The sequence below is a fragment of the Bradyrhizobium sp. SZCCHNRI1029 genome (assembly GCF_032487555.1).
In the GTDB taxonomy this organism is placed as follows: domain Bacteria; phylum Pseudomonadota; class Alphaproteobacteria; order Rhizobiales; family Xanthobacteraceae; genus Bradyrhizobium.
Map to the genome: position 1 here is coordinate 449,821 of NZ_JAUEUK010000006.1, position 25,810 is coordinate 475,630.

At 65.9% G+C, this 25,810-nt stretch carries 26 protein-coding genes; 14 read left to right on the plus strand and 12 right to left on the minus strand.

Annotated features, from left to right (window positions below; all coding sequences use genetic code 11):
- The first annotated feature begins 19 nt into the window (after positions 1–19).
- The 8 genes from QW861_RS19855 (at position 20) to QW861_RS19890 (ending at position 9,741) form a co-directional block, all read left to right on the plus strand.
- A complete protein-coding gene (locus QW861_RS19855) occupies positions 20–676 on the plus strand; it encodes a DsbA family protein (RefSeq protein WP_315717267.1) in 657 nt (218 codons plus the stop codon).
- Positions 677–919: 243 nt separating this feature from the next.
- Positions 920–4,384 carry a chromosome segregation protein SMC gene (gene smc / locus QW861_RS19860; protein ID WP_316193418.1) on the plus strand — a complete coding sequence of 1,155 codons (3,465 nt, stop codon included), beginning with the start codon at positions 920–922 and terminating at the stop codon, positions 4,382–4,384.
- Between the two features lie 63 nt (positions 4,385–4,447).
- Positions 4,448–5,437 carry a small ribosomal subunit Rsm22 family protein gene (locus QW861_RS19865; RefSeq protein ID WP_316193419.1) on the plus strand — a complete coding sequence of 330 codons (990 nt, stop codon included), beginning with the start codon at positions 4,448–4,450 and terminating at the stop codon, positions 5,435–5,437.
- A gap of 144 nt (positions 5,438–5,581) precedes the next feature.
- A complete protein-coding gene (locus QW861_RS19870; RefSeq protein WP_315717270.1) occupies positions 5,582–6,010 on the plus strand; it encodes a hypothetical protein in 429 nt (142 codons plus the stop codon).
- Positions 6,011–6,199: 189 nt separating this feature from the next.
- The gene (locus QW861_RS19875; RefSeq protein ID WP_316193420.1) at positions 6,200–6,757 is read left to right on the plus strand and encodes a LemA family protein; all 558 of its coding nucleotides are present in this window, start codon (positions 6,200–6,202) and stop codon (positions 6,755–6,757) included.
- A gap of 33 nt (positions 6,758–6,790) precedes the next feature.
- Entirely contained in the window at positions 6,791–7,990 is a 1,200-nt protein-coding gene (locus QW861_RS19880) for a M48 family metalloprotease (protein ID WP_315717272.1), read from the plus strand.
- Positions 7,991–8,254: 264 nt separating this feature from the next.
- The gene (locus tag QW861_RS19885; protein WP_009025709.1) at positions 8,255–9,016 is read left to right on the plus strand and encodes a hypothetical protein; all 762 of its coding nucleotides are present in this window, start codon (positions 8,255–8,257) and stop codon (positions 9,014–9,016) included.
- 56 nt (positions 9,017–9,072) lie between these two features.
- Positions 9,073–9,741, plus strand: a complete 669-nt coding sequence (locus QW861_RS19890) for a hypothetical protein (RefSeq protein ID WP_315717273.1) — start codon at positions 9,073–9,075, stop codon at positions 9,739–9,741.
- 16 nt (positions 9,742–9,757) lie between these two features.
- Here QW861_RS19890 and QW861_RS19895 read toward each other — a convergent pair whose 3' ends face one another.
- The 3 genes from QW861_RS19895 to QW861_RS19905 all read right to left on the minus strand — a co-directional run bounded on the left by QW861_RS19895 (position 9,758) and on the right by QW861_RS19905 (position 13,006).
- Positions 9,758–10,297: an adenine phosphoribosyltransferase gene (locus tag QW861_RS19895; RefSeq protein WP_172133418.1), complete on the minus strand. Its 540-nt coding sequence runs from the start codon at positions 10,295–10,297 to the stop codon at positions 9,758–9,760.
- A 139-nt stretch (positions 10,298–10,436) separates the two neighbouring features.
- On the minus strand, positions 10,437–12,599 hold the full coding sequence (locus tag QW861_RS19900; RefSeq protein WP_316193421.1) for an anthranilate synthase component I: 2,163 nt from the start codon (positions 12,597–12,599) through the stop codon (positions 10,437–10,439).
- A gap of 242 nt (positions 12,600–12,841) precedes the next feature.
- A complete protein-coding gene (locus QW861_RS19905) occupies positions 12,842–13,006 on the minus strand; it encodes a hypothetical protein (RefSeq protein WP_316193422.1) in 165 nt (54 codons plus the stop codon).
- Between the two features lie 415 nt (positions 13,007–13,421).
- Here QW861_RS19905 and QW861_RS19910 point away from each other — a divergent pair, with 415 nt between their 5' ends.
- On the plus strand, positions 13,422–14,846 hold the full coding sequence (locus tag QW861_RS19910; protein ID WP_316193423.1) for a tetratricopeptide repeat protein: 1,425 nt from the start codon (positions 13,422–13,424) through the stop codon (positions 14,844–14,846).
- A 62-nt stretch (positions 14,847–14,908) separates the two neighbouring features.
- On the opposite strand, the gene QW861_RS19915 is transcribed toward QW861_RS19910, so the two are convergent.
- The 4 genes from QW861_RS19915 to QW861_RS19930 all read right to left on the minus strand — a co-directional run bounded on the left by QW861_RS19915 (position 14,909) and on the right by QW861_RS19930 (position 16,719).
- The gene (locus tag QW861_RS19915; protein WP_316193424.1) at positions 14,909–15,178 is read right to left on the minus strand and encodes a DUF3658 domain-containing protein; all 270 of its coding nucleotides are present in this window, start codon (positions 15,176–15,178) and stop codon (positions 14,909–14,911) included.
- A gap of 15 nt (positions 15,179–15,193) precedes the next feature.
- A complete protein-coding gene (locus tag QW861_RS19920) occupies positions 15,194–15,745 on the minus strand; it encodes a DUF1835 domain-containing protein (RefSeq protein WP_316193425.1) in 552 nt (183 codons plus the stop codon).
- Positions 15,742–15,969, minus strand: a complete 228-nt coding sequence (locus tag QW861_RS19925) for a hypothetical protein (RefSeq protein ID WP_315750406.1) — start codon at positions 15,967–15,969, stop codon at positions 15,742–15,744. Before QW861_RS19925 ends, QW861_RS19920 begins: the two co-directional genes overlap by 4 nt.
- 177 nt (positions 15,970–16,146) lie before the next feature.
- Positions 16,147–16,719: a TetR/AcrR family transcriptional regulator gene (locus tag QW861_RS19930; protein ID WP_315717278.1), complete on the minus strand. Its 573-nt coding sequence runs from the start codon at positions 16,717–16,719 to the stop codon at positions 16,147–16,149.
- 133 nt (positions 16,720–16,852) lie between these two features.
- Here QW861_RS19930 and QW861_RS19935 point away from each other — a divergent pair, with 133 nt between their 5' ends.
- Positions 16,853–17,269, plus strand: a complete 417-nt coding sequence (locus QW861_RS19935; RefSeq protein WP_315717279.1) for a 4-oxalocrotonate tautomerase — start codon at positions 16,853–16,855, stop codon at positions 17,267–17,269.
- Positions 17,270–17,329: 60 nt separating this feature from the next.
- Here the strand turns inward: QW861_RS19935 and QW861_RS19940 are convergent, their stop codons facing one another.
- The 5 genes from QW861_RS19940 to petA all read right to left on the minus strand — a co-directional run bounded on the left by QW861_RS19940 (position 17,330) and on the right by petA (position 23,010).
- Positions 17,330–18,382 carry a hypothetical protein gene (locus QW861_RS19940; RefSeq protein ID WP_316167452.1) on the minus strand — a complete coding sequence of 351 codons (1,053 nt, stop codon included), beginning with the start codon at positions 18,380–18,382 and terminating at the stop codon, positions 17,330–17,332.
- A gap of 635 nt (positions 18,383–19,017) precedes the next feature.
- Positions 19,018–19,692 carry a dienelactone hydrolase family protein gene (locus QW861_RS19945; RefSeq protein ID WP_315717281.1) on the minus strand — a complete coding sequence of 225 codons (675 nt, stop codon included), beginning with the start codon at positions 19,690–19,692 and terminating at the stop codon, positions 19,018–19,020.
- 193 nt (positions 19,693–19,885) lie between these two features.
- Positions 19,886–20,218, minus strand: coding sequence for a YnfA family protein (locus QW861_RS19950; protein WP_316193426.1), 333 nt, complete (start codon positions 20,216–20,218; stop codon positions 19,886–19,888).
- A gap of 128 nt (positions 20,219–20,346) precedes the next feature.
- Entirely contained in the window at positions 20,347–22,419 is a 2,073-nt protein-coding gene (locus tag QW861_RS19955) for a cytochrome c1 (RefSeq protein WP_315717284.1), read from the minus strand.
- A gap of 60 nt (positions 22,420–22,479) precedes the next feature.
- A complete protein-coding gene (gene petA / locus QW861_RS19960) occupies positions 22,480–23,010 on the minus strand; it encodes a ubiquinol-cytochrome c reductase iron-sulfur subunit (protein WP_315717369.1) in 531 nt (176 codons plus the stop codon).
- Between the two features lie 280 nt (positions 23,011–23,290).
- Between petA and QW861_RS19965 the strand changes: the two genes are divergently transcribed.
- From QW861_RS19965 to hemF, 4 genes are all read left to right on the plus strand, one after another.
- Positions 23,291–23,776, plus strand: a complete 486-nt coding sequence (locus tag QW861_RS19965; RefSeq protein WP_316183790.1) for a tRNA (cytidine(34)-2'-O)-methyltransferase — start codon at positions 23,291–23,293, stop codon at positions 23,774–23,776.
- Complete coding sequence (gene queE, locus QW861_RS19970) at positions 23,773–24,405, plus strand: 7-carboxy-7-deazaguanine synthase (protein WP_316193427.1); 633 nt, start codon at positions 23,773–23,775, stop codon at positions 24,403–24,405. Before QW861_RS19965 ends, queE begins: the two co-directional genes overlap by 4 nt.
- 17 nt (positions 24,406–24,422) lie before the next feature.
- Positions 24,423–24,791: a 6-carboxytetrahydropterin synthase gene (locus tag QW861_RS19975; RefSeq protein ID WP_315750453.1), complete on the plus strand. Its 369-nt coding sequence runs from the start codon at positions 24,423–24,425 to the stop codon at positions 24,789–24,791.
- A 103-nt stretch (positions 24,792–24,894) separates the two neighbouring features.
- Positions 24,895–25,782: an oxygen-dependent coproporphyrinogen oxidase gene (gene hemF / locus QW861_RS19980; protein WP_315717287.1), complete on the plus strand. Its 888-nt coding sequence runs from the start codon at positions 24,895–24,897 to the stop codon at positions 25,780–25,782.
- The last annotated feature ends 28 nt before the right edge of the window (positions 25,783–25,810 follow it).

The window sequence follows — 25,810 nt, forward strand, 5'->3', positions numbered from 1 at the left end:
CCCATTTCGGAGCAGAGCCTTGATCATCACCCGCCGCGCCTTCACCGCTGCCCTGTCGCTGACCGGCCTCGCCGCTCTGGCCGGCTTCTCCCCGCTGCGGCTGATCTCGGACGCGATGGCGCAGAGCGCCGCCGATGTCGCCAAGCCTCAGTCGTTGCCCGACATGGCGATCGGACCGGCGGACGCTGCGGTGACCATCACCGAATACGCCTCCATGACCTGCCCGCACTGCGCGGCGTTCAACGCCACCGTGTTCCCGAAGCTTAAGGCCGAATACATCGATACCGGCAAGATTCGCTACATCTTCCGCGAGTTCCCGCTCGACATCAAAGCCGCCGCGGGCTCGATGCTGACGCGCTGCATCGCCAAGGACGACGCGCAGAAGTATTTCGCGGTCACCGACATGCTGTTCCGCTCGCAGAACGACTGGGTGGTGAAGAACACGACGGAGACGCTGACGCGGATCGGCAAGCAGGCTGGTCTCAGCCAGCAGCAGGTCGAGGCCTGCCTCAAGGACCAGGCGTTGCTCGACAAGATCGCCGCCGACCAGAAATATGCGAGCGACATTCTTAAAGTCGATTCGACGCCGACCTTTTTCATCAACGGCGAGAAGATCAAGGGCGAGGCTTCGATCGAGGAGTTTCAGAAGAAGATCAACCCGCTTCTGAAGAGCTGATTCGAATCACTGAGTCATCAAAGACACAGCGCGGCCCCTCAATGGGGCCGCTTCTGTTTCGTGGGCCGTTCGCCACGAGAAAGCCTTGGAAAAGCAGGCCCGGCGGGTTGCCCTGGGGACCAGCCCTCGCCATTGTCCCGCCCTCAGAATGAGGCGCCAGGGCGACTCAGTCCACATTGACATTGCCTTCCATGGTATTGTCGGGGCTGGGAGATTCGTCTCCCGCCAACAGAGAATCTGTGCATGAAACTCACGCGTCTTCGTCTTCACGGTTTCAAGACGTTCGTCGAACCGACTGACTTCGTGATCGAACCCGGCCTCACCGGCGTCGTCGGTCCGAACGGTTGCGGCAAGTCGAATCTGGTCGAGGCGCTGCGCTGGGCGATGGGCGAGACCTCGCACAAATCGCTGCGCGCCGCCGACATGGACGCTGTCATTTTCTCCGGCTCGAACACGCGGCCGTCGCGCAACCACGCCGAAGTGGTGATGACGATCGACAACAGCGATCGCACCGCGCCGGCGGCCGTGAACGACCGCGACATTCTCGAGATCTCGCGCCGCATCGAGCGCGAGGCGGGCTCGGTGTATCGCATCAACGGCCGCGATGTGCGCGCCCGCGACGTGCAGATCCTGTTCGCCGACGCCGCCACCGGCGCGCGTTCGCCGGCGCTGGTCCACCAGGGCAAGATCGGCGAGATCATTCAAGCGAAACCTGAGCAGCGCCGCCGCGTGCTGGAAGACGCCGCCGGCGTCGCCGGCCTGCATGCGCGCCGCCACGAGGCCGAGTTGCGGCTGAAGGCGGCGGAGACGAATCTGCTGCGCGTCGAGGACGTCATCGGCCAGCTCTCCGGCCAGATGGAAGGCCTGCGCAAGCAGGCGCGGCAGGCGATCCGCTACCGCGAGGTCGCGGCCAAGGTGCGCAAGGCCGAAGCGACGCTCTATCATCTGCGCTGGATGGGCGCGCATGCCGACCTCAACGACGCCGCGCATGTGCACGATGTCGCCGTGCGCGAGATGGCGGAGCGGACCCGCGAGCAGGCCGAATCGGCCCGCATTCAGGCGATCCGTTCGTCGCATCTGCCGGCGCTGCGCGAGGCGGAAGCCCGCGCCGCCGCGACGATGCAGCGGCTGAAGAATGCCCGCGATCTGCTCGACCGCGAGGAGGTGCGCGCCAAGGAGCGCGTTAGCGAGCTCGATCGCCGCCTGATGCAGCTCACCGCCGACGTCGCCCGCGAGCAGCAGCAGAACCAGGACGCGCAGGTCGCGCTGCAGCGCCTGGAGACCGAAGACGCGGAGCTGAAGGAAGAGATCAAGGCGCGCGTCGAGATGCGCAGCGGCGTCGACGAGCGCGTCGCCGAGGCCGAGGCTGATCTGGCCGAAACCGAGCGCCAGTTCACCGAGCTGACGACGCAGCTCGCCGACCTCACCGCCCGCCGCAACCAGCTCGAAGCCAACGTCCGCAGCCATCGCGAGCGTCTCGCCCGGCTCGACCAGGACATCGCCAATGTCCGCGCCGACGAGGAGCGACTGGCGCAGGAGACCGCACATCTCGGTGATCTCGACACGCTCGCCGCTGCGCTCGAAGCGGCCGAGGAATCCGAGGCGCAGGCCGAGGCCGCGGTGCAGACCAACGAGTCGGCGCAGGCCAATGCGCGGCAGAAGCTCGAAGCCTCGCGCGCCCCGCTCGCCGAGGCCGAGAAGCGAGTGCAGCGGCTGGAGACCGAGGCGCGCACCATCTCCAAGATGGTGAACAGCGAGACCAAGAATCTGTGGCCGCCGATCATCGACGGCGTCACCGTCGCCAAGGGCTATGAGAAGGCGCTCGGCGCCGTGCTCGGCGACGACCTCGATGCGCCGGTCGATGCCTCCGCGCCGATGCACTGGACCGTCGCCGGCGCCGAGGTCACCGATCCCGCGCTGCCCGACGGCGTCGAGCCGCTCGCGGCCTATGTGCAGGCGCCGCCGGAGCTGTCGCGCCGCCTCGCCCAGATCGGCGTGGTGTCGCGCGACCGCGGTGCTCAACTCGTTTCTCAACTCAGGACCGGCCAGCGGCTGGTGTCGCCGGAAGGCGACGTCTGGCGCTGGGACGGCTTCATCGCCGCCGCGCATGCGCCGACCGGCGCGGCCCGGCGCTTGGCCGAGCGTGCCCGCCTGATCGATATCGAGGCCGAGCTCGAGCAGGCGCGCATCGATGCCGCCAACAAGCGCCAGGCGCTGGAGAGCGCCGAGGCCGAGGTGAGGGCCGCGACCGCCGCCGAGAGCGCCGCGCGCGAAGCCTGGCGCGCCGCGCAGCGCGAGGTGAACTCGGCGCGCGAGCGCCACGCCAATGCCGAGCGCGAGATCAATCGCCATTCGGCGCGCAAATCGGCGCTGGTCGAGGCCTCGACCCGCCTCGCCCATGACCGCGCCGAGATCGCCGAGCTGCACCAGAATGCGCTGGAGGCGATCGAGGAGCTGCCGGCGACCACCGAAGCCGATGGCCGGCTGGCGGCCGTGCGCGCCGAGATCGAGGCCAAGCGCCGCGCCGCGGCCCAGGTGCGCGCCGAGGCCCAGGCGCTGGCCCGCGAGGCCGAGCTCGCCGACCGCCGCGTGCAGGCGATCATCAACGAGCGCAACGACTGGTTCAACCGCATCCGCGGCGCCGGCTCGCAGATCGCCACCATCGAGGCGCGCATCGCCGAGGTGAAGGACGAGCGCGCCGAGCTCGACAACGCGCCGGAGATCTTCGCCGAGAAGCGCAGCGCACTGATCGACGAGCTCGCCATCGCCGAGGAGGAGCGCCAGGTCGCGGCCGACGCGCTCGCCGAGGCCGAGACTGCGATGGGCGACACCGACCGCGCTGCGAAAGCGTCGCTGGAAGCGCTGTCCAAGTCGCGCGAAGCGGCCGCCCGCGCCGAGGAGCGGCTGGAGAGCGCCAAGCGCCGCGTCGGCGACGTCGAGCGCGAGATCCACGACATGCTCGAATGCGAGCCGCAGGCGGTCGCGGCGATGGCCGAGATCGGTCCGGACACACAACTGCCGCCGCTGCACGAGATCGAAGAGACCTTGGAGAAGCTGCGCCGCGACCGCGAGCGGCTCGGCGCCGTCAACCTGCGCGCCGAGGAAGAACTCACCGAGGTCGAGGGCTCGCATACCGCGCTGACCACCGAGCGCGACGACCTGGTCGAGGCCATCAAGCGGCTGCGCCAGGGCATCCAAAGCCTCAACAAGGAGGCGCGCGAGCGTCTGCAATCCTCGTTCGAGACCGTCAACGACCACTTCAAGCGGCTGTTCACCGAGCTGTTCGGCGGCGGCGAAGCGGCGCTGCACCTGATCGAGAGCGACGATCCGCTCGAGGCGGGCCTCGAGATCATCGCCAAGCCGCCGGGCAAGAAGCCGCAGACGCTGTCGCTGTTGTCGGGCGGCGAGCAGGCGCTGACGGCGATGGCGCTGATCTTCGCGGTGTTCCTTACCAACCCCTCGCCGATCTGCGTGCTGGACGAGGTCGACGCGCCGCTCGACGACCACAACGTCGAACGCTTCTGCAACCTGCTGCACGAGATGAAGGGCTCGACGGAGACCCGCTTCATCATCATCACCCACAACCCGATCACCATGGCGCGCATGAACCGGCTGTTCGGCGTCACCATGGCCGAGCGCGGCGTGTCGCAGCTCGTCTCGGTCGCGCTCGACGAGGCCGTGAAGATCCTCGACCAGCAGGTGGCTTGATCTTGCTCCGTCATTCCGGATCGCCGCCCGCGCGGCGGCCGGACTGACGCGTGGAGAGGACCGATGATCTCTCCTGATCTGCCCGCCGCGCTGAAGGCGTCCCTCGAAGCCATGCTGCACGGGCAGTCGCGGCAGGATGCAGCCGCCCGGGCGGCCCGCATCTCGGCCGCCTACCGCAGCGGCGGCAATTCCGGAACGATCACGAGCGACGCCGACGCCATTGCCTATGCCACGGTGCGAATGCCGGCGACCTACGCGGCGGTCGTTGCCAGCCTCAACGCCGTGATGCAGGCGAGCCCGGACTTCGCTCCGGCCTCGCTGCTGGATGTCGGTGCCGGACCAGCGACCGCGAGCTTCGCTGCGGCGGAAGCGTTTCCGCTGCTGACCTCGTTCAACGCCGTCGATTCCAATCCAGCGCTGCGCGGGCTGGCGCTGACGCTCGCTGACGACACGATGCGCCTGCGCGGTCTCGCCTATACGCTTGGACCGGCGCGGGCGCTGCTCGATCGTGCTGAGAGCGCCGATCTCGTGGTCGCCAGCTACATGATCGGCGAGCTGACCGCTTCCGAGCGCGCCGCTGTCGTCGACGCGCTGTGGGCCAGGACCGGCGATACGCTGCTGATCGTCGAGCCCGGCACGCCCGCTGGCTATCAGCGCATCATCGCCGCGCGCGACCGCCTGATCGCAGCAGGCGCTCATGTCGCGGCGCCCTGCCCGCACGCAGCGCCGTGCCCCCTCGTGGCACCGGACTGGTGCCACTTCGCGCAGCGGCTGGCGCGATCGCGGGCACATCGCGAACTGAAAGGGGCTGACGTCCCGTTCGAGGACGAGAAGTTCAGCTTCGTTGCCCTCACCCGCAAGCCAGCAACGCATCGGCCCGCCGCACGCGTGCTCGCGCCGCCGTCGGTCACCAAGGTCGCGACAACCGCGAAGCTGTGCCAAGCCGATGGGACCGCTGCCACGGTCAATATCCCCCGCCGCGACAAGCCCGCCTTTGCCGCCGCCCGCCGCTGGGACTGGGGCGACGGCGTGGAGCCGCCGCCACGGCCGTAGATACCGTCGCGGCCGCAGATGGTTAACGACAGGTCGTGTTTGTCTCTCATTTTCGCGATTTCGCGAAACCCGAGAGAAATCGATGCTTGCTACGGTGAGCTGCAACAGGCGCTGAATGCGCTGCTCACACGGGAACGCGTTTCGATGTTCAGGACGATGATGATCACCGCCGCGCTGCTGGCTTCGGCAGGAACGGCCCTGGCAAACGGCCACGGTGGTGGATCCTCGGCACCGCCCCCACCGAAACAGGAGGGCCCGCCGGCCAAGGCCATCGTCGGCAAGAACGGTCCCGTCCTCGTCGACCCAAAAGGAATGACGCTCTATTATACCGAACGCGACAACACCGGGAACAAGTCGACCTGCGACGGTGCCTGTGCCGAGAAGCGGCCGCCGCTGATCGCCCCCGACAACGCGACCGCCAGCGGCGACTTCACCGTCATCACCCGCAGCGACGGCAAGAAGATGTGGGCCTACCGCTACCGGCCGCTCTACACCTCGCAGCTCGACAGCGCCCCCGGCGATATCAAGGGCAACGACCCCACGCAGCAATGGCGGGTCGCCCGTCCCTATTGAGCCCTGCGCATCGTTGCCTCCGACGCCAATTCGGTCGCCTGGGCGTCCATCGAACGGACCGGCCAGGCTCAAGCGACTTGAACGGGCCCCCCCCCTGATGCGACCAATGCACGCCGGTCCACCTGCGGACCGGCGGCGCCGTCGCGTGTCGGCCGCCTCGTTCTCCCGCCCTCTCCCTCGGAGCCCGTCATGTCCGGCTGGATCGTCCTCGGCATCATCGTCATTCTCGTGCTGTTCGCCCTTGGCGCCTACAACCGGCTGGTCGCCCTCAGCCAGCGGGTCGGCCAGGCCTTTGCCGACATCGACGTCCAGCTCAAGCTGCGCCACGACCTGATTCCGAATCTGGTCGAGACCGTGAAGGGCTACGCTGCGCATGAGCGCGGCACCCTCGACGAGGTCATCAAGGCTCGCAATGCGGCGATGTCGGCGCAGGGCCCGGCCCAGGTCTCGGCCGCCGAAGGCCAACTTTCCGGCGCACTCGGTCGCCTGATCGCGCTGTCCGAGGCCTATCCGGACCTCAAGGCCAACGCCAACTTCCAGCAGCTCGCCAGCGAGCTCTCCGACATCGAGAACAAGATCGCCGCCAGCCGCCGCTTCTTCAACAACGCGGTCCAAGAGTATAATACCGGCATCCAGCAGATGCCCGCCGCACTGTTCGCCGGGACCTTCGGCTTCACACGCAAGGAGTTCTTCGATCTCGGCGCCAGCCGGACCGAAGTCGAGGCCGCGCCGAGCGTCAAGTTCTGATCCCGCGCCCTCCGCGCTGAAGGGTCCGACGCCATGGCCGCCTACGGTCTCTACACCCACATCGCATCGAACAAGACCCGTTCGGTGCTGCTGCTCGGCGGCCTGTTCCTGCTGATCTACGTGCTGGTGTTCGCCGGCGCGCTGATCGCGGAGGTCATGATCAACGGCAATGGCAGTGTCGCCTATTACATGAACGCGGCCACCCGCGACCTGATCAGGGCGCTGCCCTGGGCCACGCTGGGCGCGGCGGCCTGGATCGTGATCGCCTATTTCTTCCATCAGAAGATGATCGACGCGGTCACCGGCGGGACCGCGGTGACGCGTCAGGAGCAGCCGCGGCTGTACAATCTGCTCGAAAACCTCTGCATCTCGCGCGGCATCACCATGCCGCAGCTGAAGATCATGGACAGCCCGGCTCTGAACGCCTTCGCGACCGGCCTGAACCCGCGGCAATACGCGGTCACCGTCACGACCGGCCTGCTCGACGCGCTCGATGACCAGGAGATCGAGGCGGTGCTCGGCCACGAGCTGACCCATATCCGCAACGGCGACGTCCAGCTGATGGTCGTGGCCGTCATCATCGCCGGCGTGGTCGGCTTCTTCGGTGAACTGTTCTTCCGCCTGTTCACCAACATGAGCTGGGGCGGCGGCTGGGGTCGCTCGTCGTCGTCGTCCTCCTCGTCCGACTCCGACCGCAAGGGCTCCGGCGGCGGGGCCATCATCGTCGTGATCATCGCGGTGGTGCTGATCGTGGTGGCCTGGCTGCTGTCCCAGGTGGTCAAGCTGGCGCTGTCGCGCACCCGCGAATACCTTGCCGATGCCGGGTCGGTCGAGCTGACCAAGAATCCGGACGCCATGATCACCGCCCTGCGCAAGATCGAAGGGCGCGGCGAACTGCCCGGCGCCACCTCCGCCGTCATGGAATTGTGCGTCGACAATCCGCGCGAGGGCTTTGCCGACCTGTTCGCCACCCATCCCTCGGTCGATGCCCGGGTCCAGGCGCTGATCAGGTTCGCCGGCGGCCATGATCCGGGCCCGATGGCGCTGCCCACGGACGAGGCACAGCCGGACGACACCGGCGCCAACGCGACCGAAAGCGACGCTCCGCCACCGTTGCCGTCCGGTGGTCCCTGGGGCCAGGCCGATGGCCCGGCCCCGCCATCTGGCCAGGGTCAAGCCGCTCCCCAGGGACCGTGGACCACCCCCGCGACCGGTCCCTGGGGCCGGCACTAGTCGCCGCCTTCGCCGCGGAATTCAGCCGCCAATCCCGTGCGACGGGCAATTGTCCTGCCATTCGCTTGCAAGTGCTTCCTCGCCGGCTCGAACGCCCGGGCCGGAATGCCTCCGATTGCTCCAGCCTGTTGCGGCGAAGGCGCAAATTTCCCCGGTCCCGTGCTGCAATGAATTTGAATTCTCCAGCGTTTCTGCCATGTTCGCGCCCAAAGCAGAATGCAATGCGCCGGCCCCCTGGCCGGCCTCAGGGCTGAAGGACTTTCCATGGCGAAACCGGCAGTGGTTGTGGTGGGTGCGGACAAGGGCGGGGTCGGCAAGACCACGGTGTCGCGGACGTTGCTCGATTATTTCAGCGCCAACAACGTCCCCACCCGGGCGTTCGACACCGAGCATCCGCGCGGCACCTTGAAGCGCTTCCACCCGGAGATCACCGAGATCGTCGACATGAATTCGACGCCGGACCAGATGAAGATCTTCGACACCCTGAGCGCGGTGGCGCCGTCGGTGACCGTGATCGACGTCCGCGCCGGCCTGATGTCGCCGACGCTCGCCGCGCTGCGCGACATCGGATTCCTCGACGCCGCCCGCTCCGGCCAGATCACCTTCGCGGTGTTCCACATCCTGGGCTCGTCGATCGCCTCGCTCGACGAGATCGCCGAGACGGCGAGCTACATGATCGGCGCGAAATATTTCCTGGTGAAGAACTTCATCAACAACACCAGCTTCTTCGAGTGGGACCAGTCGACCTACAATTCCTACTTCCACCGCATCAAGGACGCGACCGAGCTGACCATCCCGAAGCTCAACGAAATGGCGTTCGAGCAGGTCGAGGTCGCCTCGGTGCCGTTCCTCAAATTCGTCGCCAACAAGGGTCCGCGCGACGAGGCGGCCAACTACTCCTTCGTGCTGCGCGGCTATGTCCGGCATTGGCTCGCCAACGTCTGGAGCGAGTACGACCGCATCAAGCTGACCGACATCGTCGGCTCGACCAAGGCGGCGGCGCCGCGGCCGGCCGGGGAAAAATAGCAGCTCCGTGAAGGATGGGACTTTATCGCAACCGCATTTGACCTGATATAGGTCGGATGCCCGCGACGCCTGTCTACATCGTCTGCTCGCCCCGGCCGCAATCCGGGAAGACGCTGCTTGCGCGGGTGCTGAGCGAGTTCCTACTGCTGAAGAACGGCCAAGTGCTCGCCTTCGACGTCACCTTGCGCGAGCCGTCGCTGCTCGACTTCCTGCCGCAGATCACGGAGACCGCGACGATCGAGGACACCTACGGCAAGATCCAGCTGATGGACCGGGTGATCCTCAACGACGGCATCCCCAAGGTGATCGACCTCGGCTACTACTCGTTCGACGAGTTCTTCAAGATGTCCGAACAGATCGGCTTTTTGAAGGAGGCCGCGCGGCGGAACGTGGTCCCGATCATTCTCTTCTGCGCCGAAGGCGACCGGGTCTCGATGCGCGCCTACGATGCCCTGCGGCGCCAGATCCCGAAGCCCCAGCTGATCGTGGTCGAAAACGACCACGTCCTGCGCGAGGAGCTCCCCGACCTCTACAGCCGCAGCAAGCATCTGCACATTGCCGCCCTGCCCGCGTTCCTCAGAACCTATATCGAACGTTTTTCGTTCTCCTTCACCGGCTACCTGCGCCAGGAGAAGGACCCCTCCACCGAGCTCTATCAATGGATCCGGCGCAACTACTATGCGCTGCGCGAGATCGAGAACGAGCTTCTGATGCAGCGGTCCTGACGCCGCCGCGCGCTTCTCAGTGCCCTTCGAAGGAGATCAGCGTGCGCACGGGCACGTCGAGCGCGCGCAGCTTGGCGGCGCCGCCGAGATCCGGCAGGTCGATGATGAAGCAGGCCGCCACCACGGTCGCGCCGATCTGGCGCAACAGCTTCACCGCGCCCTCGGCCGTGCCGCCGGTGGCGATGAGGTCGTCGACCAGGATCACGCGCTCGCCGGGCTGCACCGCGTCGACATGCATCTCCATCTCGTCGGTGCCGTATTCCAGCGCATAGGACATGCTGACCGTCTTGTGCGGCAGCTTGCCTTTCTTGCGGATCGGCACGAACCCGGCCGACACCTGATGCGCCACTGCGCCTCCGAGGATGAAGCCGCGGGCCTCGATGCCCGCGACCTTGTCGATCTTGGAGCCGGCCCAGGGATGCACCAATTCGTCGACCGCGCGGCGGAACGCGCGCGCGTCCGCCAGCAGGGTCGTGATGTCCCGGAACAGGATGCCCGGCTTCGGATAGTCCGGAATGGTGCGGACGGTGTTCTTGATGTCCAGATCGAACGTCATCGTGCTCTCATTGCCTCGTTTGGCCGTGACCGCGAGGAATTCATCATTGCGAGCGAAGCGAAGCAATCCAGGGCCGCGAAAACAACTCTGGATCGCTTCGTCGCTCACGCTCCTCGCGATGACGGCAACCACCTCTCTCTCACCCCGGCTGATTGAGCCGGAACGCATTCTCCACGATCCTCAAACCCACGGCATCGCCGAGTGACATCAGCGATTCCGGATGGAACTGCACGCCGCCGACCGGCAGCGTCTTGTGCTCGATCGCCATCGCCACGCCGTCCTCGGTTGCCGCCGTGACGGTCAGCACCTCCGGCATGCTGTCGCGCTCGACGAACAGCGAATGATAGCGGCCGATGACGATCTCGTTCGGCAGGCCCTGCATCAGGCGGCCGCCGCGCACCTGGACCCGCGAGGGCCTTCCATGCGCCGGCTGGGCAAGCTGGCCGAGCTGGCCGCCGAAATACTCGCCCATCGCCTGCACGCCGAGGCACACGCCGAAGATCGGCAGCTTCTTCGCGAGCGCAGCGTCGATCGTCGTCGAGATCTTGAAGTCCTCGGGGCGGCCTGGCCCCGGCGACAGCACGATCAGATCCCAGCTTCGTTCGGCGAGCATCTTCAGCGCGTGGACATAACGCACCACGGTGACGTTGGCGCCGACCTGGCGGAAATAGTCGGCCAGCATGTGAACGAAGCTGTCGTCGTGATCGATCAGCAGCACGTTCTTGCCGGAGCCGGTGGCATCCGGCGCGGTCGACGACAGCGGCTTCGGCGGATCGCCGCGCAGCGCCTGGAACAGCGCCGCCGCCTTGACCTGGCACTCACGATCCTCGGCCGCAGGATCGGAATCGAACAAACAGGTGGCGCCGACACGGACCTCGGCGAGCCCGTCCTTCATGCGGATGGTGCGGATCGTCAGGCCGGTGTTGATCGAGCCGTCGAAATTCACCGCGCCGATGGCGCCGGCATACCAGCGCCGCGGCGAGCGCTCATTGTCCTCGACGAACTGCATCGCCCACAGCTTCGGCGCGCCGGTCACCGTCACCGCCCAGGCGTGGGTCAGGAAGGCATCGAGCGCATCGAAGCCCGGCCGCAGCATGCCCTCGACGTGATCCACCGTGTGGAACAGTTTCGAGTAGGTCTCGATCTGCCGGCGCGCCAGCACCTTGATGGTGCCGGGGACGCAGATGCGCGCCTTGTCGTTGCGGTCGACGTCGGTGCACATGTTGAGCTCGAACTCGTCCTTCTCCGAGTTCAGGAGCTGGCGGATCTGCTCGGCATCGCCGATGGCGTCGCGGCCGCGGGCGATGGTGCCGGAGATCGGACAGGTCTCGACCCGACGGCCGTCGGAGCGGACGAACATCTCGGGTGAGGCCGAGACCAGGAACTCGCCGTCGCCGAGATTCATCAGCGCGCCATAGGGCGACGGATTGATCCGGCAGAGGCGCTGGAACACTTCCGCCGGCGAGCGCTCGCACGGCTCGGCAAAGAGTTGGCCGGGCACCGCCTCGAACAGGTCGCCGCGGGCAAATGCGGCGCGGGCCTTCTCGACCGTCGCCTGATACTCGCCGGGCGCGTGATCGGCAAACCCCTGGCGCGGCTCCTTGAGATAGATGCTGGCGTCAGTGTCGCGCGACAGGCCTTCCGTCGACTGTCCGTTCCAGGAAAAATCATAAGACAGCACGACGCCGCGGCCGGTGGCGCGGTCGTAGGCCAAGAGGCGATCCGGCACGTAGAGCACGATGTCGCGCTGGTCCTTCTCGCGCGGCCGCTTCTGCTGGAGGTCCTCGATCTGGAACACGAGGTCGTAGGCGAAGGCGCCGAACAGGCCGAGCAGCGGATCGTCATTGGCCGAGAGCGCCGCGATCATCGCCCGCACCAGCGACATCACGCTGGCGCGCCGCGTGCGCTGGTCCTCCTCGACCGGGGCCGGGCCGCGGACGATGTGTCCGGCGAGCCGCGCCGGCGAAGCTTCGGTGATGACGACACAGGGCTCGCGCAGCGTGTCCTTCAGGAACGCGATCAGCACCTCGCCGCGGCGGTTCAGCGCCTGCAGGGTGAAGTCAGTGCCCTTGGTCTCCAGCACCAGCGGCGGATCGGCGAAGCCGAGGTCGAAGCTCTCATAGCGGCCGGGCACGGTCGTGCCCGAGGACAGCACCACGCCACGGCGGCGGTCGAGCAGGTCGATCAGGTCATCGAGCCGGCCTGCGCCACCGGAAAACTGCTCGACGGCGCGCGTGATCGCGAGCCCGCCATGGGTGCGGTAGTCGCTGCGCGCGGGAAGGGCGAAAACGGTCCTGTTCATGCGGTCCTCTCGGGGGTCCTCTTACGGAATTTGCCGAGGAAACGCCACACAGGACCAACCGGAAGCCGCCGCTGCGTGGCGGCCCCTGAGCGATTGGATGTCACAAAAATCGCACCGGCCACCTTTTACAAGGTGCGCCACCAGAGACGGGCTGGGCGGACAAGGGTGCTCATGCCGCGGAACTGACCACGGCGGGCAGCCGGGGTCAAGGGCGGCGGGGCCACAAATGGGGGTGTGATGCCTCAGCCCATCAACAGCGGCGCAATAATACGCACCGGCGAGCCGAAGGCACTGGCGCCGACGAGAATGACAAAGGAACATGCAGCAGCATTCTCGCGACACATGATGCCCGAGTGATGATCATCAATTCCGCCCTCCAAGTCGAGGGCGCAGGGAAGGCCGGGCATCGGCTGATGCCCGTGGCCCGCCTGCAGCAAAAAAAGCAGGCGGCAGTCACCACAGGTCAGCCGGACGACCGGCCTTCCCTGCGCGATGGTCTGACGGCTTATACGCACTCTCCCCGGGGACCGGGCTGTCTTGCCCCCGTGACCGGCGGATCATCATTCACCGCCAGCGTAGCCTCAGCATCGGGAGGCCAGGACCATGCGACTTCACCGTGCGCGCCCGCCGTTCGTCCGCACGACGTCTGCCATGCTGCGACGTGACGCGCCCACCGCATCTCCACCCCGCGTGTCGTGACGATCGCGATACGCCCCTCGTGCCGGGGTGGGACGGAGATATCAGAGCACGAATTCCGAAAAATAGAAACGAGAATATTTTTTGGCGAAGGACTGGACAGGGCAAATCAGCTTGAGGCGGCTGATGAATTTCGCGGGGCGGCGCATGATCGACCAGCCCGGCACGGAGATCATCGGCAGAGCGAATATCCGAATTGCCGGGCATGCAGTGCCCGGTCTATGCTGCATCGTCTCCCTTGCTGAAGGCATTCGTCCTTTGCGACGCCATCCCCTGGCCTTGCCCGCCATGCTCCTCTTTGCCGCGGCGACGGCGTCCGACGCTGTTGCGCAGGGCGAGCCGCCACTGGCCTGGTGCCTGGACCGCCGTTTCCCGGCCGACCAGCGGATCGAGAGCTGCACCTTCGCATTGCAGTCCGATCGATGGTCCGGACAAGATCAGATCCACGGCTATTTAAATCGTGGCAATGCGTACTATGAGAAACAGGAGTACGACCGCGCCATAGCCGATTTCACCGAAGCGATCAGGCTCGATCCCTCCTACCCGGCGGCCCGCAACAATCGTGGGTTCGCCTACGCAGGCAAAGGCGACTACGATCGGGCGATTGCAGATTATGACGAGGCGATCAAGCTCGATTCGAAGAAGCCGCTCTACTACTACAATCGCGGCTTGGCCTACTTCTCGAAAGAAAATTATGATCGGGCGCTCACGGACTTCAATCGAACGTTGGCGCTGGACCCCGAGCAAGCCAAGCCCTACGTTGATCGCGGCGCAGTCCATGTTCTGAGGAACGACTTCGATCGCGGTCTCGCAGATATCGACGAGGCGATCCGACGCGACCCGACTGACGCCACCGCATACACCCTTCGCGCCGCCGTGCATAAACACAAGAAGCAGTTCGACCGCGCCATTGCCGACTACAGCGCTGCGATCAAATTCGGCCTGACGCCCGCGAAAGCCCTTAACGCCCATTTCAACCGAGGGATCGCGTATTTCGAAACAGGTGACATCGATCACGCCATCGCCGATTTCGACGAAACGATCAGGCGCGATCCGCGTCACGTTCCTGCCCATGTCAATCGCGGCATTGCATATGACGATAAGGGCGATCACGACCGTGCCATCATAGATTTCGGCGTGGCGATCAAGCTCGAGCCGCAACACGCGAAAGCATACATGAACCGCGGCGCGGCTTACGACAAGAAAGGCGATCATGACCGCGCCATCGCCGATTTTGACGAGGCTCTGAGGCTTAATGGCAAGCTTGCAGAGGCCTTCAACCGTCGCGGTATCGCCTACGACGACAAAGGGGATCACGACCGGGCCATCGTCGACTTCGATCAGGCCATCAGGCTCGATCCGAGCTATGCCGATGCCTACAACAATCGCGGCCTCGCCTACAAGGAGAAGGCAGACTACGATCGCGCGATCGCCGACTTCGACGCGGCCATCGCCCTGGCGCCGGATTTCTCCGAGGCCCAAGGCAACCGGGATGAGGTTCGCGAGCTCAAGAAGAGCCGCGGGGCTGCAATGCCGGCCCCGGAACGTTAGACGGGTCCGCGGCTGATGCGGACGCGGCGCTGGGTCCGGCCAACCCGGCTATTCCTGACGCGTCATGCGCAGCCGCCCGCTAACCGCAACTCACTGCGATGCATATCGAACAGGTCGCCACGAGACTCGAGGCAACCTGCTGCTACGAGCGCACGGGCGCGCGCGAACAACTCGATATCGCCCGTCTGCAGCACAATCGTCCCGGTTTCGCAAAGCGCCTCCCCGATAATCCTCGCCGTCTTCTGCCAGTCGGCCGTGGCAAATGACAGCAGCACCGAATCGAAGAACGAGATGGGCGCTGACACCAATTCGCCGTCGCGAATGACGCGCAACGGCGCGTTCTCCGCTTAGAGGCGCGCCCAACGTTCTCGGCAGGCATCACGCCGGCTTGGCGACAGAACGGTCCGCAGATCCCACAGTGCATTGTCGCGAATTGTCTCCGGCGACACTAAACCCAGGCTGACGGCCAGCCGTGGCGCCTTCGGCCCAGTCTCCCCTGCCCACACGACTGTGTCGGTGAGATCGACGATCTCGATCGGCTCATCGCCGAGCCGCCACAGGAGTTCGAGGAAGCCGGCATATTCCTGGGTCGATCGCCGCGTGAACCAGGCGATCTGTCGGTTGTTGCTCGAGAGTGCCTCGTCCCAGAACGATGTTGCCTGGCCGCCCACCTCTTCCCAGCCTGACACTTGCAATTCCTGGTCCATCCAGGCGGTTCGCAGCTCCGGGTCGGGTGGATTGATCGGACCAAAGCTCAGGCTGTCGGCAAAGCCAATCACGCGGTCGCTGCGCCCAGCCTGCTGGAGCGCAGCGCGCAACGTGCCTGCAGCGGACATGTTGAAGACGACATGAAGGATCGCGTGGGGAATTGTTATCTCCCTTGCCAGACGTGCGTTCACGTGGGGCGAGTCACGATGACGCTTCCCTCGCGCCCCATCGCCGCGCGAGCTTGCTGAAGCGCACCGATGACTCGATCGAGCTCTTCGGCCGCCATGAAGACCTCGATGTCGCCGTCCGTCCTCAACGACAGCGACAATCCAACGCTGCTGCCGACGACGCGAACCAGCACGCATGCGTCGTCGCCGGACGACTTGTCGACGAACGTGATCGGCTCGGTGCTCATGCGGGATCCAGGATCATCTGATAGGCCATGCTAGCAGATATCGAAACGTCGTTGGATTCGACATGCCGCCAAACTGGCGGTGCGCTCCCCTCCCCCTTGCGGACAGGGGAGCTCACTGGCGTTGGGGCGAGCGGCAACTCACAACTTGCGAAGCCGAGCGCTCGCGCGGCAGCGGCTCTACAGCAGCGCCAGCGCGGCTTGTTTGAGGTGGGCGGCGATGGCATCGCGGGCTTCGCGTGAGCCGACGCTGCGCGCCATCGTCACCCCTCCCGAGAGGATCGCCATCAGCGACCAGGCCTTTTGCAGCCGAGCTTCATCGGTGCTCCCCTGCAACCCCTTTGCGATCTGCTGCGCGACCCTTTCGAGCGCGGTGCCATAGGCGGCCTTCGTTTCCTCGCTGGCGCGCGTCACGTCCGGCGTCAGGCTCTGCAGTCCGCAGCTCGAGTCCAGGATGCAATGGAGACGTTCTCCGAGATAGAATGCGATGAACGCCTCGGCCCAGCGCGCTCCCATCTGCTGCTGAAGACTCGCAATGCCCGTCCTGAGATCGTCCAGCCCGGCCAACGCGGCGGCTTCGAACGCGGCGTCCTTCGACTTGAAGTGACCGTAGAACGCGCCGGACGTGACCCCGGCTTCCTTGGCGAGGCCGTCGACGCCGATGCCGCCATAGCCAAGCCGGCGAAAGCCGCGCCCCGCGGCCTCCAACAACTTCGTCTTTGCTTCCTGCTTATGCTCGGCGTGGTACCGCATCTGGCGCCTTCCATAGCGATCGTTATTTCATGCTTGACTGATAACGATCGTTATTCTATTTGTGGATCACGGTCGTTATATAATGACCGCCGTTCCCCGGGACAACCGCCCTAGGGCGAGCACAGGAGGAGTCATGCCGATCAGTCTCACACTCACCGAAGGCGTCATCGCTGCCGACCAGGCGCCGATCGCCGTTGCGCGGATCACGGAATCGTTCCTGAGACACCATGGTCTGGCGGGCAACAGGATCATGGGGGCGAACGTCACGGCCCATCTGAACATCCTGCCGAAGGGCCATACCTTCGCCGGCGGCACGCCGGTCGATGGCGCCTGGATCGAAACCAAGACGCCGTCATTCGCGCTCGCCAGTCACGAGGTCCAGACGGCGTTCTTCGGCGAAGCCACCGACATTCTGCATGACCTCTCCGGCGGGGCGCTTGCCAGGGACCGGATCTGGTCCAACGGCGTCCACGCCGTCGACGGCACCTGGAATCTCGACGGCAGGCCGATGACCAACGACGCGCTCGTGGGGGCCATCACCGCAGGCTGACCACGGTCATCACGGCCGCTACCGCATTGGGCGGCGGCGGCCGTGATGAATGCCGACCGCTCACGTCCCCGGCTTCACCAGCCCCAGCTCGGCGAACTTCATCTCCGTCGCCACCACCGCGTTCTCATACACCTCGCCGCGCTCGACGAAGTAGTTGAAGTAGCCGGCCGGCGTCTCCGGCTGGATCTCGACCAGCTCCACGGTCTTGTATTTCGGATCGGTGATCACGCCGCTCGCGATCAGATCGTTGATGCGCTTGAGCGCGTCGACCTCGGCCTTGTAGCCGACCGAGAACCACATCTCGGTGGTCCAGTCCTGCACCTCGAACCAGTTGGCGGGCGCCTGGCCCTGCCACCCCTGGGCGAGCGGGCGGACGGCGAAGACGCGGTCGAAACCGTGCAGCTCGGAAATGATGCTGGCACGGTGATAGGCACCGTCCATCTGTCCCTGCGGCAGCTTGGTGAAGCCATAGAGCGACAGCCAAAGCGCGGCCTTGACCGCCTCCGGCGTGATCGGGCGGATGGCGCGCTCGGCCAGCACCTCGGAGGCGTAGCGCAGGTCGCGCTTGGCCGCCGATTGCCGCGCCTTGACAGCATGGGCGTTGGGAACCGACTTCTCCGCCGGCAGCAGCGCCCGCGCCGCCTCGTTGCCGTAGAGATAGCCGGTGCCGGTCTCGGGATCATAGGTGTTGAACACGACGCCGACCGACGTGGCGTTGAGCGTCTCCGCCGCGTGCGCGAAGTCGGCCTCGCTCCGCACCGGGACATATTGCTGCGCTGGCCACAGCCGGTCGGCGAGGGCGTTGAACGGGCCGTCACGCCAATCCGGCCAGGAGACGAAGCGCGCCAGCGCCTCGGCATAGGCGGGACGAAACACCCCGGGATAGCCGAACATCACCGTGCGCAACTGCGACGCCGGATCCCGGTGGCGGTCGGAGGACATCAGCTCGTTGCGCAGATCGAGACCCTGAAGCCACGCCGACAGCACCAGGATCTGGCCGGACGTCGCGGTGACGAGATCCGGCGTCACGCCCCAGGCGCGGGCAGTGTCGAGGAAGCCGGCGCCATGGGCGTTCAAGCCGCCCAGCCCGGCCAGCGCAAAGGCCACTCGCACGGCTTTCTCCATCAGCAGAGGGACCGGAGAACGCTACCTCAGATTGTTTCGGCGATGCAACCGGCGGCGAGACGCAGCGAATTCGAACATCGAACGACGCGGCGCGCTTCGAACATGATCAATGCTCAGATCTCCGCAGAATCCCGGTGATTCGCGGCAACGTGACGGCGCCAAGCGACGAAAAGCTGCAGCCGGCGGCTGTGTGGTGCCTCACAACCTCATGTTGCGCGCGTGCACGCCGCCTCGGGTATCGACCAACGATTGTCGCAACCCAAAAAAGTTACATAACTTGCCTGTGCGCGAGGGCAACACTGTTGTCAATCTGCAATAGTATGGCAATGATTGGTTAACCATATTGAATTACCTTGGTTAACATGGCCCGCGGCAAACAGCCCTCAGTGTCGCATGCGCTCCCGAAGCAGCCGACGCTGCTCGATTGCTTCCTCGAAGCGCAGGCAAAGCGGACGAAGCGTCGACGGCGCTCCGCCGACGCAGTGACCAGCGCCGACCCCTTGGCTCCTTCAGACGACGCTCCGACTCTTGGTGAGGCCGAAGCGCCCTCGGCCGAAACCAAGGCCGCCCGCGCGGTTTGAGTCCGCACGGCGCGGTTTGGAACCGACGCGCCGGCCCTCAGCTCAGCCGAGGTGCTTGTGGAAAAACGCCGTGGCGCGGCCCCAGGCGAGCTCGGCGGCCCTGCGATCGTGCACGGTCATGCGCTGCTCGTTCACGAAGGCATGCTCGGCATCGTAGCGATAGAGCTCGAGCGACTTGCCGGCGGCCTTCATCGCCTTCTCGAAGCCGTCCACCAGCGCCGGCGTGCACCAATCATCCTTGTTGGCAAAGTGGGCCTGCAGCGGGATCTTGACGTCGGCCGGCTTCGCCGCCTGCTCAGGCGGAATGCCGTAGAACACGACGCCGGCGGCGAGCTCGTCGATCTTGGTCGCGCCGATGATCGTCACCGCGCCGCCGAGGCAGAAGCCGGTGAGGCCGACCTTGGCGCCGTTGCGCGCCAGATATTGCGCGGCCCCGCGCACGGTCTGCGTGGTCGCGTCCATGAAGTCGAGCGAGTTCATCTCCCGGCCCGCCGCATCCGTATCGTGATAGGGCACCACCGTGCCCTTGTACAGATCGGGCGCCAGCGCGTTGAAGCCGGCGAGCGCGAAACGATCGCACATCCCCTTGATCTGGTCCTGCAGGCCCCACCATTCCTGGATGACGACGACGCCCGGCGCATCGGCCTGCGCGGCCTTGGCGAGATAGCCCTTGGCCTCCTGGCCATCGGGGCGCTTGAAGCTGATCAGTGTGCCCATGTGTTCCTCCACAGGTTTTGTTGGAAGCTGAGGAGCGGGGTTTACCGCAAATGCGCGTCCGGCGCGACGGGAGGCGATCGGGTTCGCTGCAACGTGAGAGGATTCGTAGCCCGGATGAGCGCAGCGACATCCGGGGTCCTCGCCGGCACTGTTGCGATCCAGGATGTCGCTGCGCTCATCCGGGCTACGGGCGCTAGACCGGCATCGCGCGCGGCGCGAACAGGATCACGGCCATGCCGGCGAGGCAGATCAGGGCGCCGGCGGCGTCCCACGGATCGGGGCGATGGCCCTCGACCAGCCAGCCCCATAGCAGCGCCGCGGTGATATAGATGCCGCCATAGGCGGCGTAGGCGCGGCCGGCGAGCGGGCTGTCGGCCACGGTGAGAAGCGTCGCGAAGCCGGCGAGCGCGACCATGCCGGGCAACAGCCATAGCGGCGACTGCCCGAGCCGCAGCCAAGCCCAGAACGCGAAGCAGCCGCCGATCTCCAGCACGGCGGCGCCGGCGAAGGCGAGAAGTGACGGCATGGGCGAACTCCGTTTTCCCGGCTGCGCCGCGGACAAGGCCTCCCCTGGCCCGAGCCCAACTAACACAGGGACAACAAAAAAGCCCCCGGAGGGGCTTTTCGTTTTCATCAGACGTTTCCGATCACCGCTCAATGCGCGGCGGCCCAGACCCGCTTCTTGGTGAAGTACATCAGGCCGGCGAAGATGATCAGGAAGATGAACACCTGATAGCCGAGGCGCTTGCGCGCTTCCATGTGCGGCTCGGCGGTCCACATCAGGAAGGTCGCGACGTCGTGGGCATACTGCTTCACGGTGGCCGGCGAGCCGTCGTCGAACGTCACCTGGCCGTCGGACAGCGGCGGCGGCATCTTGATCGCATGCCCGGGGAAGTACTTGTTGTAGTACGAGCCGTCCGGAATGGTGACGCCGTGCGGCGGGGTTTCTTCATAGCCCTGCAGCAGCGCGTTGATGTAGTTCGGGCCCTGCTCCTGGAACTGGGTGAAGAAGTCGATCAGGAACCAGGGGAAGCCGCGCTTGTAGGAGCGCGCCTTGGCCATCAGCGACAGGTCCGGCGGGGCCGCACCGCCATTGGCGGCCCGTGCGGCCTGCTCGTTCGGGAACGGCGACGGGAAGTAGTCGGCCGGCCGGCCCGGACGCTCGAACATCTCGCCGGCGTCGTTGGGACCGTCCTTGATCTTGTACTCGGCCGCGAAGGCGGCCGCCTGCGCCGGCGAGTAGCCCGGGCCGCCGGGCTCGGCGAGATTGCGGAACGCCACATATTGCAGCGAATGGCAGTTCGAGCAGACTTCCTTGTAGACCTTGAGGCCGCGCTGCACGGCGCCGCGATCGAAGGTGCCGAACGGACCGGCAAACGACCACTTCGCCGAAGGCGGGTTCTCCTGGCCTTCGCTGGCACGGGCGTCGCCCATGCTGCCGGCGAGCAGCGACACCGCGGCGACCAGCGCGATCACGGTCGAGACCATCGGCGCCGCCTTGCGGCCGGACCTGGCCAGCACGTCGTCAGCGATCGAGTTCGGCAGCGGGCGCGGCCGCTCGATGCGCGCGAGCAGCGGCAGCACGATCAGGAAGTAGGCGAAGTACAGCACCGTCAGGATGCGGCCGAGCACGACATAGACACCCTCCGGCGGCTGCGCGCCGAGATAGCCGAGGCCGATGCAGACGACGACGAAGATCCAGAAGAACTGCTTGCCGAGCGGACGGTACTTGTTGGAGCGGGTCTTGGCCGAGTCGAGCCAGGGCAGGAACACCAGCACGATGATGGCCGCGAACATCGCGATCACGCCGGCGAGCTTGTTCGGGATCGAGCGCAGGATCGCGTAGAATGGCAGGTAGTACCATTCGGGCACGATGTGCGCCGGCGTCACCGCCGGGTTGGCCGGGATGTAGTTGTCGGCCTCGCCGAGATAGTTCGGCATGTAGAAGATGAACCAGGAATAGAAGATCAGGAAGCAGGCGACGCCGAAGAAGTCCTTGATCGTCGCGTAGGGCGTGAACGGCACCATGTCCTTCTCGGTCTTCGGCTCGACGCCGGCCGGGTTGTTCTGGCCAGTGACGTGAAGCGCCCAGACGTGCAGCACGACCACGCCGGCGATCAGGAACGGCAGCAAATAATGGAGCGCGAAGAAGCGGTTCAGCGTGGGATTACCGACGGAGTAGCCGCCCCACAGCAGGGTCACGATGCTCTCGCCGAAATACGGCACGGCCGAGAACAAATTGGTGATGACGGTCGCGCCCCAGAAGCTCATCTGGCCCCACGGCAGCACGTAGCCCATGAAGCCCGTCGCCATCATCAGGAGGTAGATGATGACGCCGAGGATCCAGAGCACCTCGCGCGGCGCCTTGTATGACCCGTAATACAGGCCGCGGAACATGTGGATGTAGACGGCGAGGAAGAACATCGACGCGCCGCAGGCATGCATGTTGCGCAGCAGCCAGCCGTAGTTCACGTCGCGGACGATCAGTTCGACCGACTTGAAGGCGAGGTCGGCATGCGGCGTGTAGTGCATCGCCAGGACGACGCCGGTCACGATCTGGATGCCGAGCATCATCGAGAGGATGGCGCCGAACGTCCACCAATAGTTCAGGTTCCGCGGCGTCGGGTAGGCAATGAAGGACGAGTGGACCAGGCCGATGATCGGAAGTCGTTGCTCGAGCCACTTCAAGGCGGGGTGGCTCGGCTGGTAGTCAGAAGGTCCACTCATGATGCGTTCCTGAAGAAATTATCTTGCACGATCGAGCGTGAGCTCAAGACGAACGTCTGCTCAGCCGATCTGGATCTTGGTGTCGGAAACGAACTGATAGGGCGGGACGGGAAGATTGAGCGGCGCCGGCCCCTGGCGGACGCGACCGGAGGCGTCGTACTGCGAGCCGTGGCACGGGCAGAAGAAGCCGTCGTAATTGCCTTCATGGGCGATCGGGATGCAGCCGAGATGGGTGCAGATGCCGATCACGACCAGCCACTGCTCGTGGCCGTCCTTGGTGCGGGACTGGTCGGTCGCCGGATCCGGCAGGCTCGACACCGGCACCGCGCGAACCTCCTCGACCTGCTTCTTGGTGCGGTGGGAGATGTAGATCGGCTTGCCGCGCCAGAACACCTTGATGTCCTGTCCTTCGGCGACGGGCGCGAGATCGACCTCGATCGGCGCACCGGCCGCGATGGTCGAGGCATCGGGATTCATCTGGGAGATGAAGGGCCACAGGGCGGCCACAGCACCGACAGCCGCGGTAGCGCCCGTGGCGACGAAAAGAAAATCCCGGCGTGTCGGATGATCCGCAGTAGACGCTGTCACGATTCCAACCCTTTCTTCGTTGCAGCCGGTGGAACCGCCCCGCTCGACGTCTTACGATCTCGACCTTGGAGATCACGTGACCGGGAGATCCTGCCGGCGCCCGCGTCCCCCGCGGCGGCAGAAAACGGCTCGCTCCACCGCCCCTGGGGAACAAGCCGTCCAGAATCGTTCTATTGGCACCCTTGCGATACGAGCGCAAGCCCGCTATCGGCCCTGCAGCACGCCATGCACCAATTCCCGCTTCGGAAGCGGACTTTCCGCCTCAGTCCTAAGACCAATTCGCATGCAGATCGCGCTCTATCAGCCCGACATTCCGCAGAACACCGGAACGATTCTGCGCCTGTGCGCCTGCCTCGGGCTCGCGGCCCACATCATCGAACCGGCGGGCTTTCCTGTGTCTGACCGGCAGTTCCGCCGCGCCGGCATGGACTATCTGGACCAACTGAATTGGCGGCGGCACGATTCCTGGAGCGCGTTCGAGGCCTGGCGGTCCGCAGAGGGCCATCGCCTGCTGCTGCTGACGACCAGGGCCGCGACCTGCTATCTCGACTTCAGCTACGGCGCGGACGACATCCTGCTGCTCGGGCGCGAGAGCGCCGGCGTGCCGGACGGCGTGGCGGCGGTCGCCGATGCGCGGCTGCGGATTCCGCTGCAGCCGGGGCTGCGCTCGCTGAACGTGGCGATGGCCGCGGCGATGGCCGCCGGCGAGGCGCTGCGCCAGACCGGACAATTCGTCCAATTGCAATCCGCACAAGGAGCCGGAGGGTGAGCTACGCGGTGAAGGAAATCTTCATGACCCTGCAGGGCGAAGGCGCCCAGGCGGGCCGCGCTGCCGTGTTCTGCCGCTTCGCCGGCTGCAACCTGTGGAGCGGCCGCGAGGCCGATCGCGCAACCGCGACGTGCCGGTTCTGTGACACCGACTTCGTCGGCACCGACGGCACGCTGGGCGGCCGTTATGAGACCGCCGCAGCGCTGGCCGAGGCCATCGGCGGGCAATGGACAGGCGGGGCCGCCGACCGCTATACGATCCTCACCGGCGGGGAGCCGCTGCTGCAGGTCGATGCCGACCTGATCGAGGCGCTCCACGCCCGCGGCTTCGCGGTCGGGGTCGAAACCAACGGCACGCTCATTCCGCCCGACGGGATCGACTGGATCTGCGTCAGCCCGAAGGCCGGCGCCGAGCTGAAGCTGCGGCAGGGCCACGAGCTGAAGCTGGTCTACCCGCAACACGGGGCCGAGCCGGAGACGTTCGCGGGGCTTGCCTTCGAGCGCTTCTCGCTGCAGCCGATGGACGGGCCCGAAGCGGCCGCGAACACGGCGCGCGCCATTGATTACTGCCAGCATCATCCGGAATGGCGGCTCAGTCTGCAGACGCACAAGATGATCGGCATCAGGTAGGGATTGTGACTGACACGATGTGGGAATTGACCAAGTCGTTCACCTTCGAGGCCGCGCATACGCTGCCGATCACGACGCTCGGCGAAGCCAGCCAGGAGATCCATGGCCACTCCTTCCGCGCCGAGGTGACGGTGCGCGGCGATGCGACCCATCCCGAGACCGGCATGGTGGTGGATTTCGGCGTGCTGACGCAGCGGCTGAGCGAGATCCAGGCCATGCTCGACCACAAGTTCCTGAACAAGATCGAGGCGATCGGGCTGCCGACGCTCGAGAACCTGTCGCGCTTCATCTATGAGCGCGTCCGCTCGATCGGCCATGTCACCAAGGTCAGCGTCCACCGCGACAGCTGCCGCGAGACCTGCACCTATTTCGGTCCGCAGGGCTGATCGATTGTGGTAGGCCCGAACCGTAGCGACAACAGCGCTGTCACCTCCGGCTGTCATGGACGCTTGACGGCAGGGTGAGCGCCAATGTGCCAGGGGAACGTCCATGACCACCGCCGCCATCGAGGATCGCAAGGCCCGCGCCCGCGCCTGGTTCGAGAGCCTGCGCGACCAGATCTGCGCGGCGTTCGAGCGGCTCGAGGACGAGGCGCCGGCTGACCTTTATCCGCGCACACCGAGCCGGTTCGTCCGAACGCCGTGGGAGCGCACCGACCATGCCGGCGGCCCGGGCGGCGGCGGCGTCATGAGCATGATGCACGGCCGGCTGTTCGAGAAGGTCGGCGTGCACTGCTCGACCGTGCATGGCGAGTTCGCCCCGGAATTCCGCAGCCAGATTCCCGGCGCCTCCGAAGACCCGCGGTTCTGGGCCTCGGGCATCTCGCTGATCGCGCATCTGTGGTCGCCGCACGTGCCGGCGGTGCACATGAACACGCGCTTCGTCGTCACGACGAAAGCCTGGTTCGGCGGCGGCGCCGACCTGACGCCGGTGCTGGACCGCCGCCGCACCCAGGAGGACGCGGATACGCTGGCCTTCCACGCCGCGATGAAAGGCGCCTGCGACGCGCATGCCGCGGTGGCCTCGTACGACAAGTACAAGCGCTGGTGCGACGAGTACTTCTATCTGCCGCACCGCAAGGAGCCGCGCGGCATCGGCGGCATCTTCTACGACCATCACGATTCCGGCGACTGGGAGGCCGACCTCGCCTTCACCCAGGATGTTGGCCGCGCCTTCCTGAAGGTCTATCCCGAGCTTGTCCGGAGCAATTTCAGCAGCCCCTGGACCGCCGCCGACCGCGAGGAGCAGCTCATCCGCCGCGGCCGCTACGTCGAATTCAACCTGCTTTACGACCGCGGCACCACATTTGGGCTTAAAACCGGCGGCAATGTCGACAGCATTCTGTCCTCGATGCCGCCCGAGGTGAAATGGCCCTGAAACTCGATTTGTTGAACCGCGTAGATTG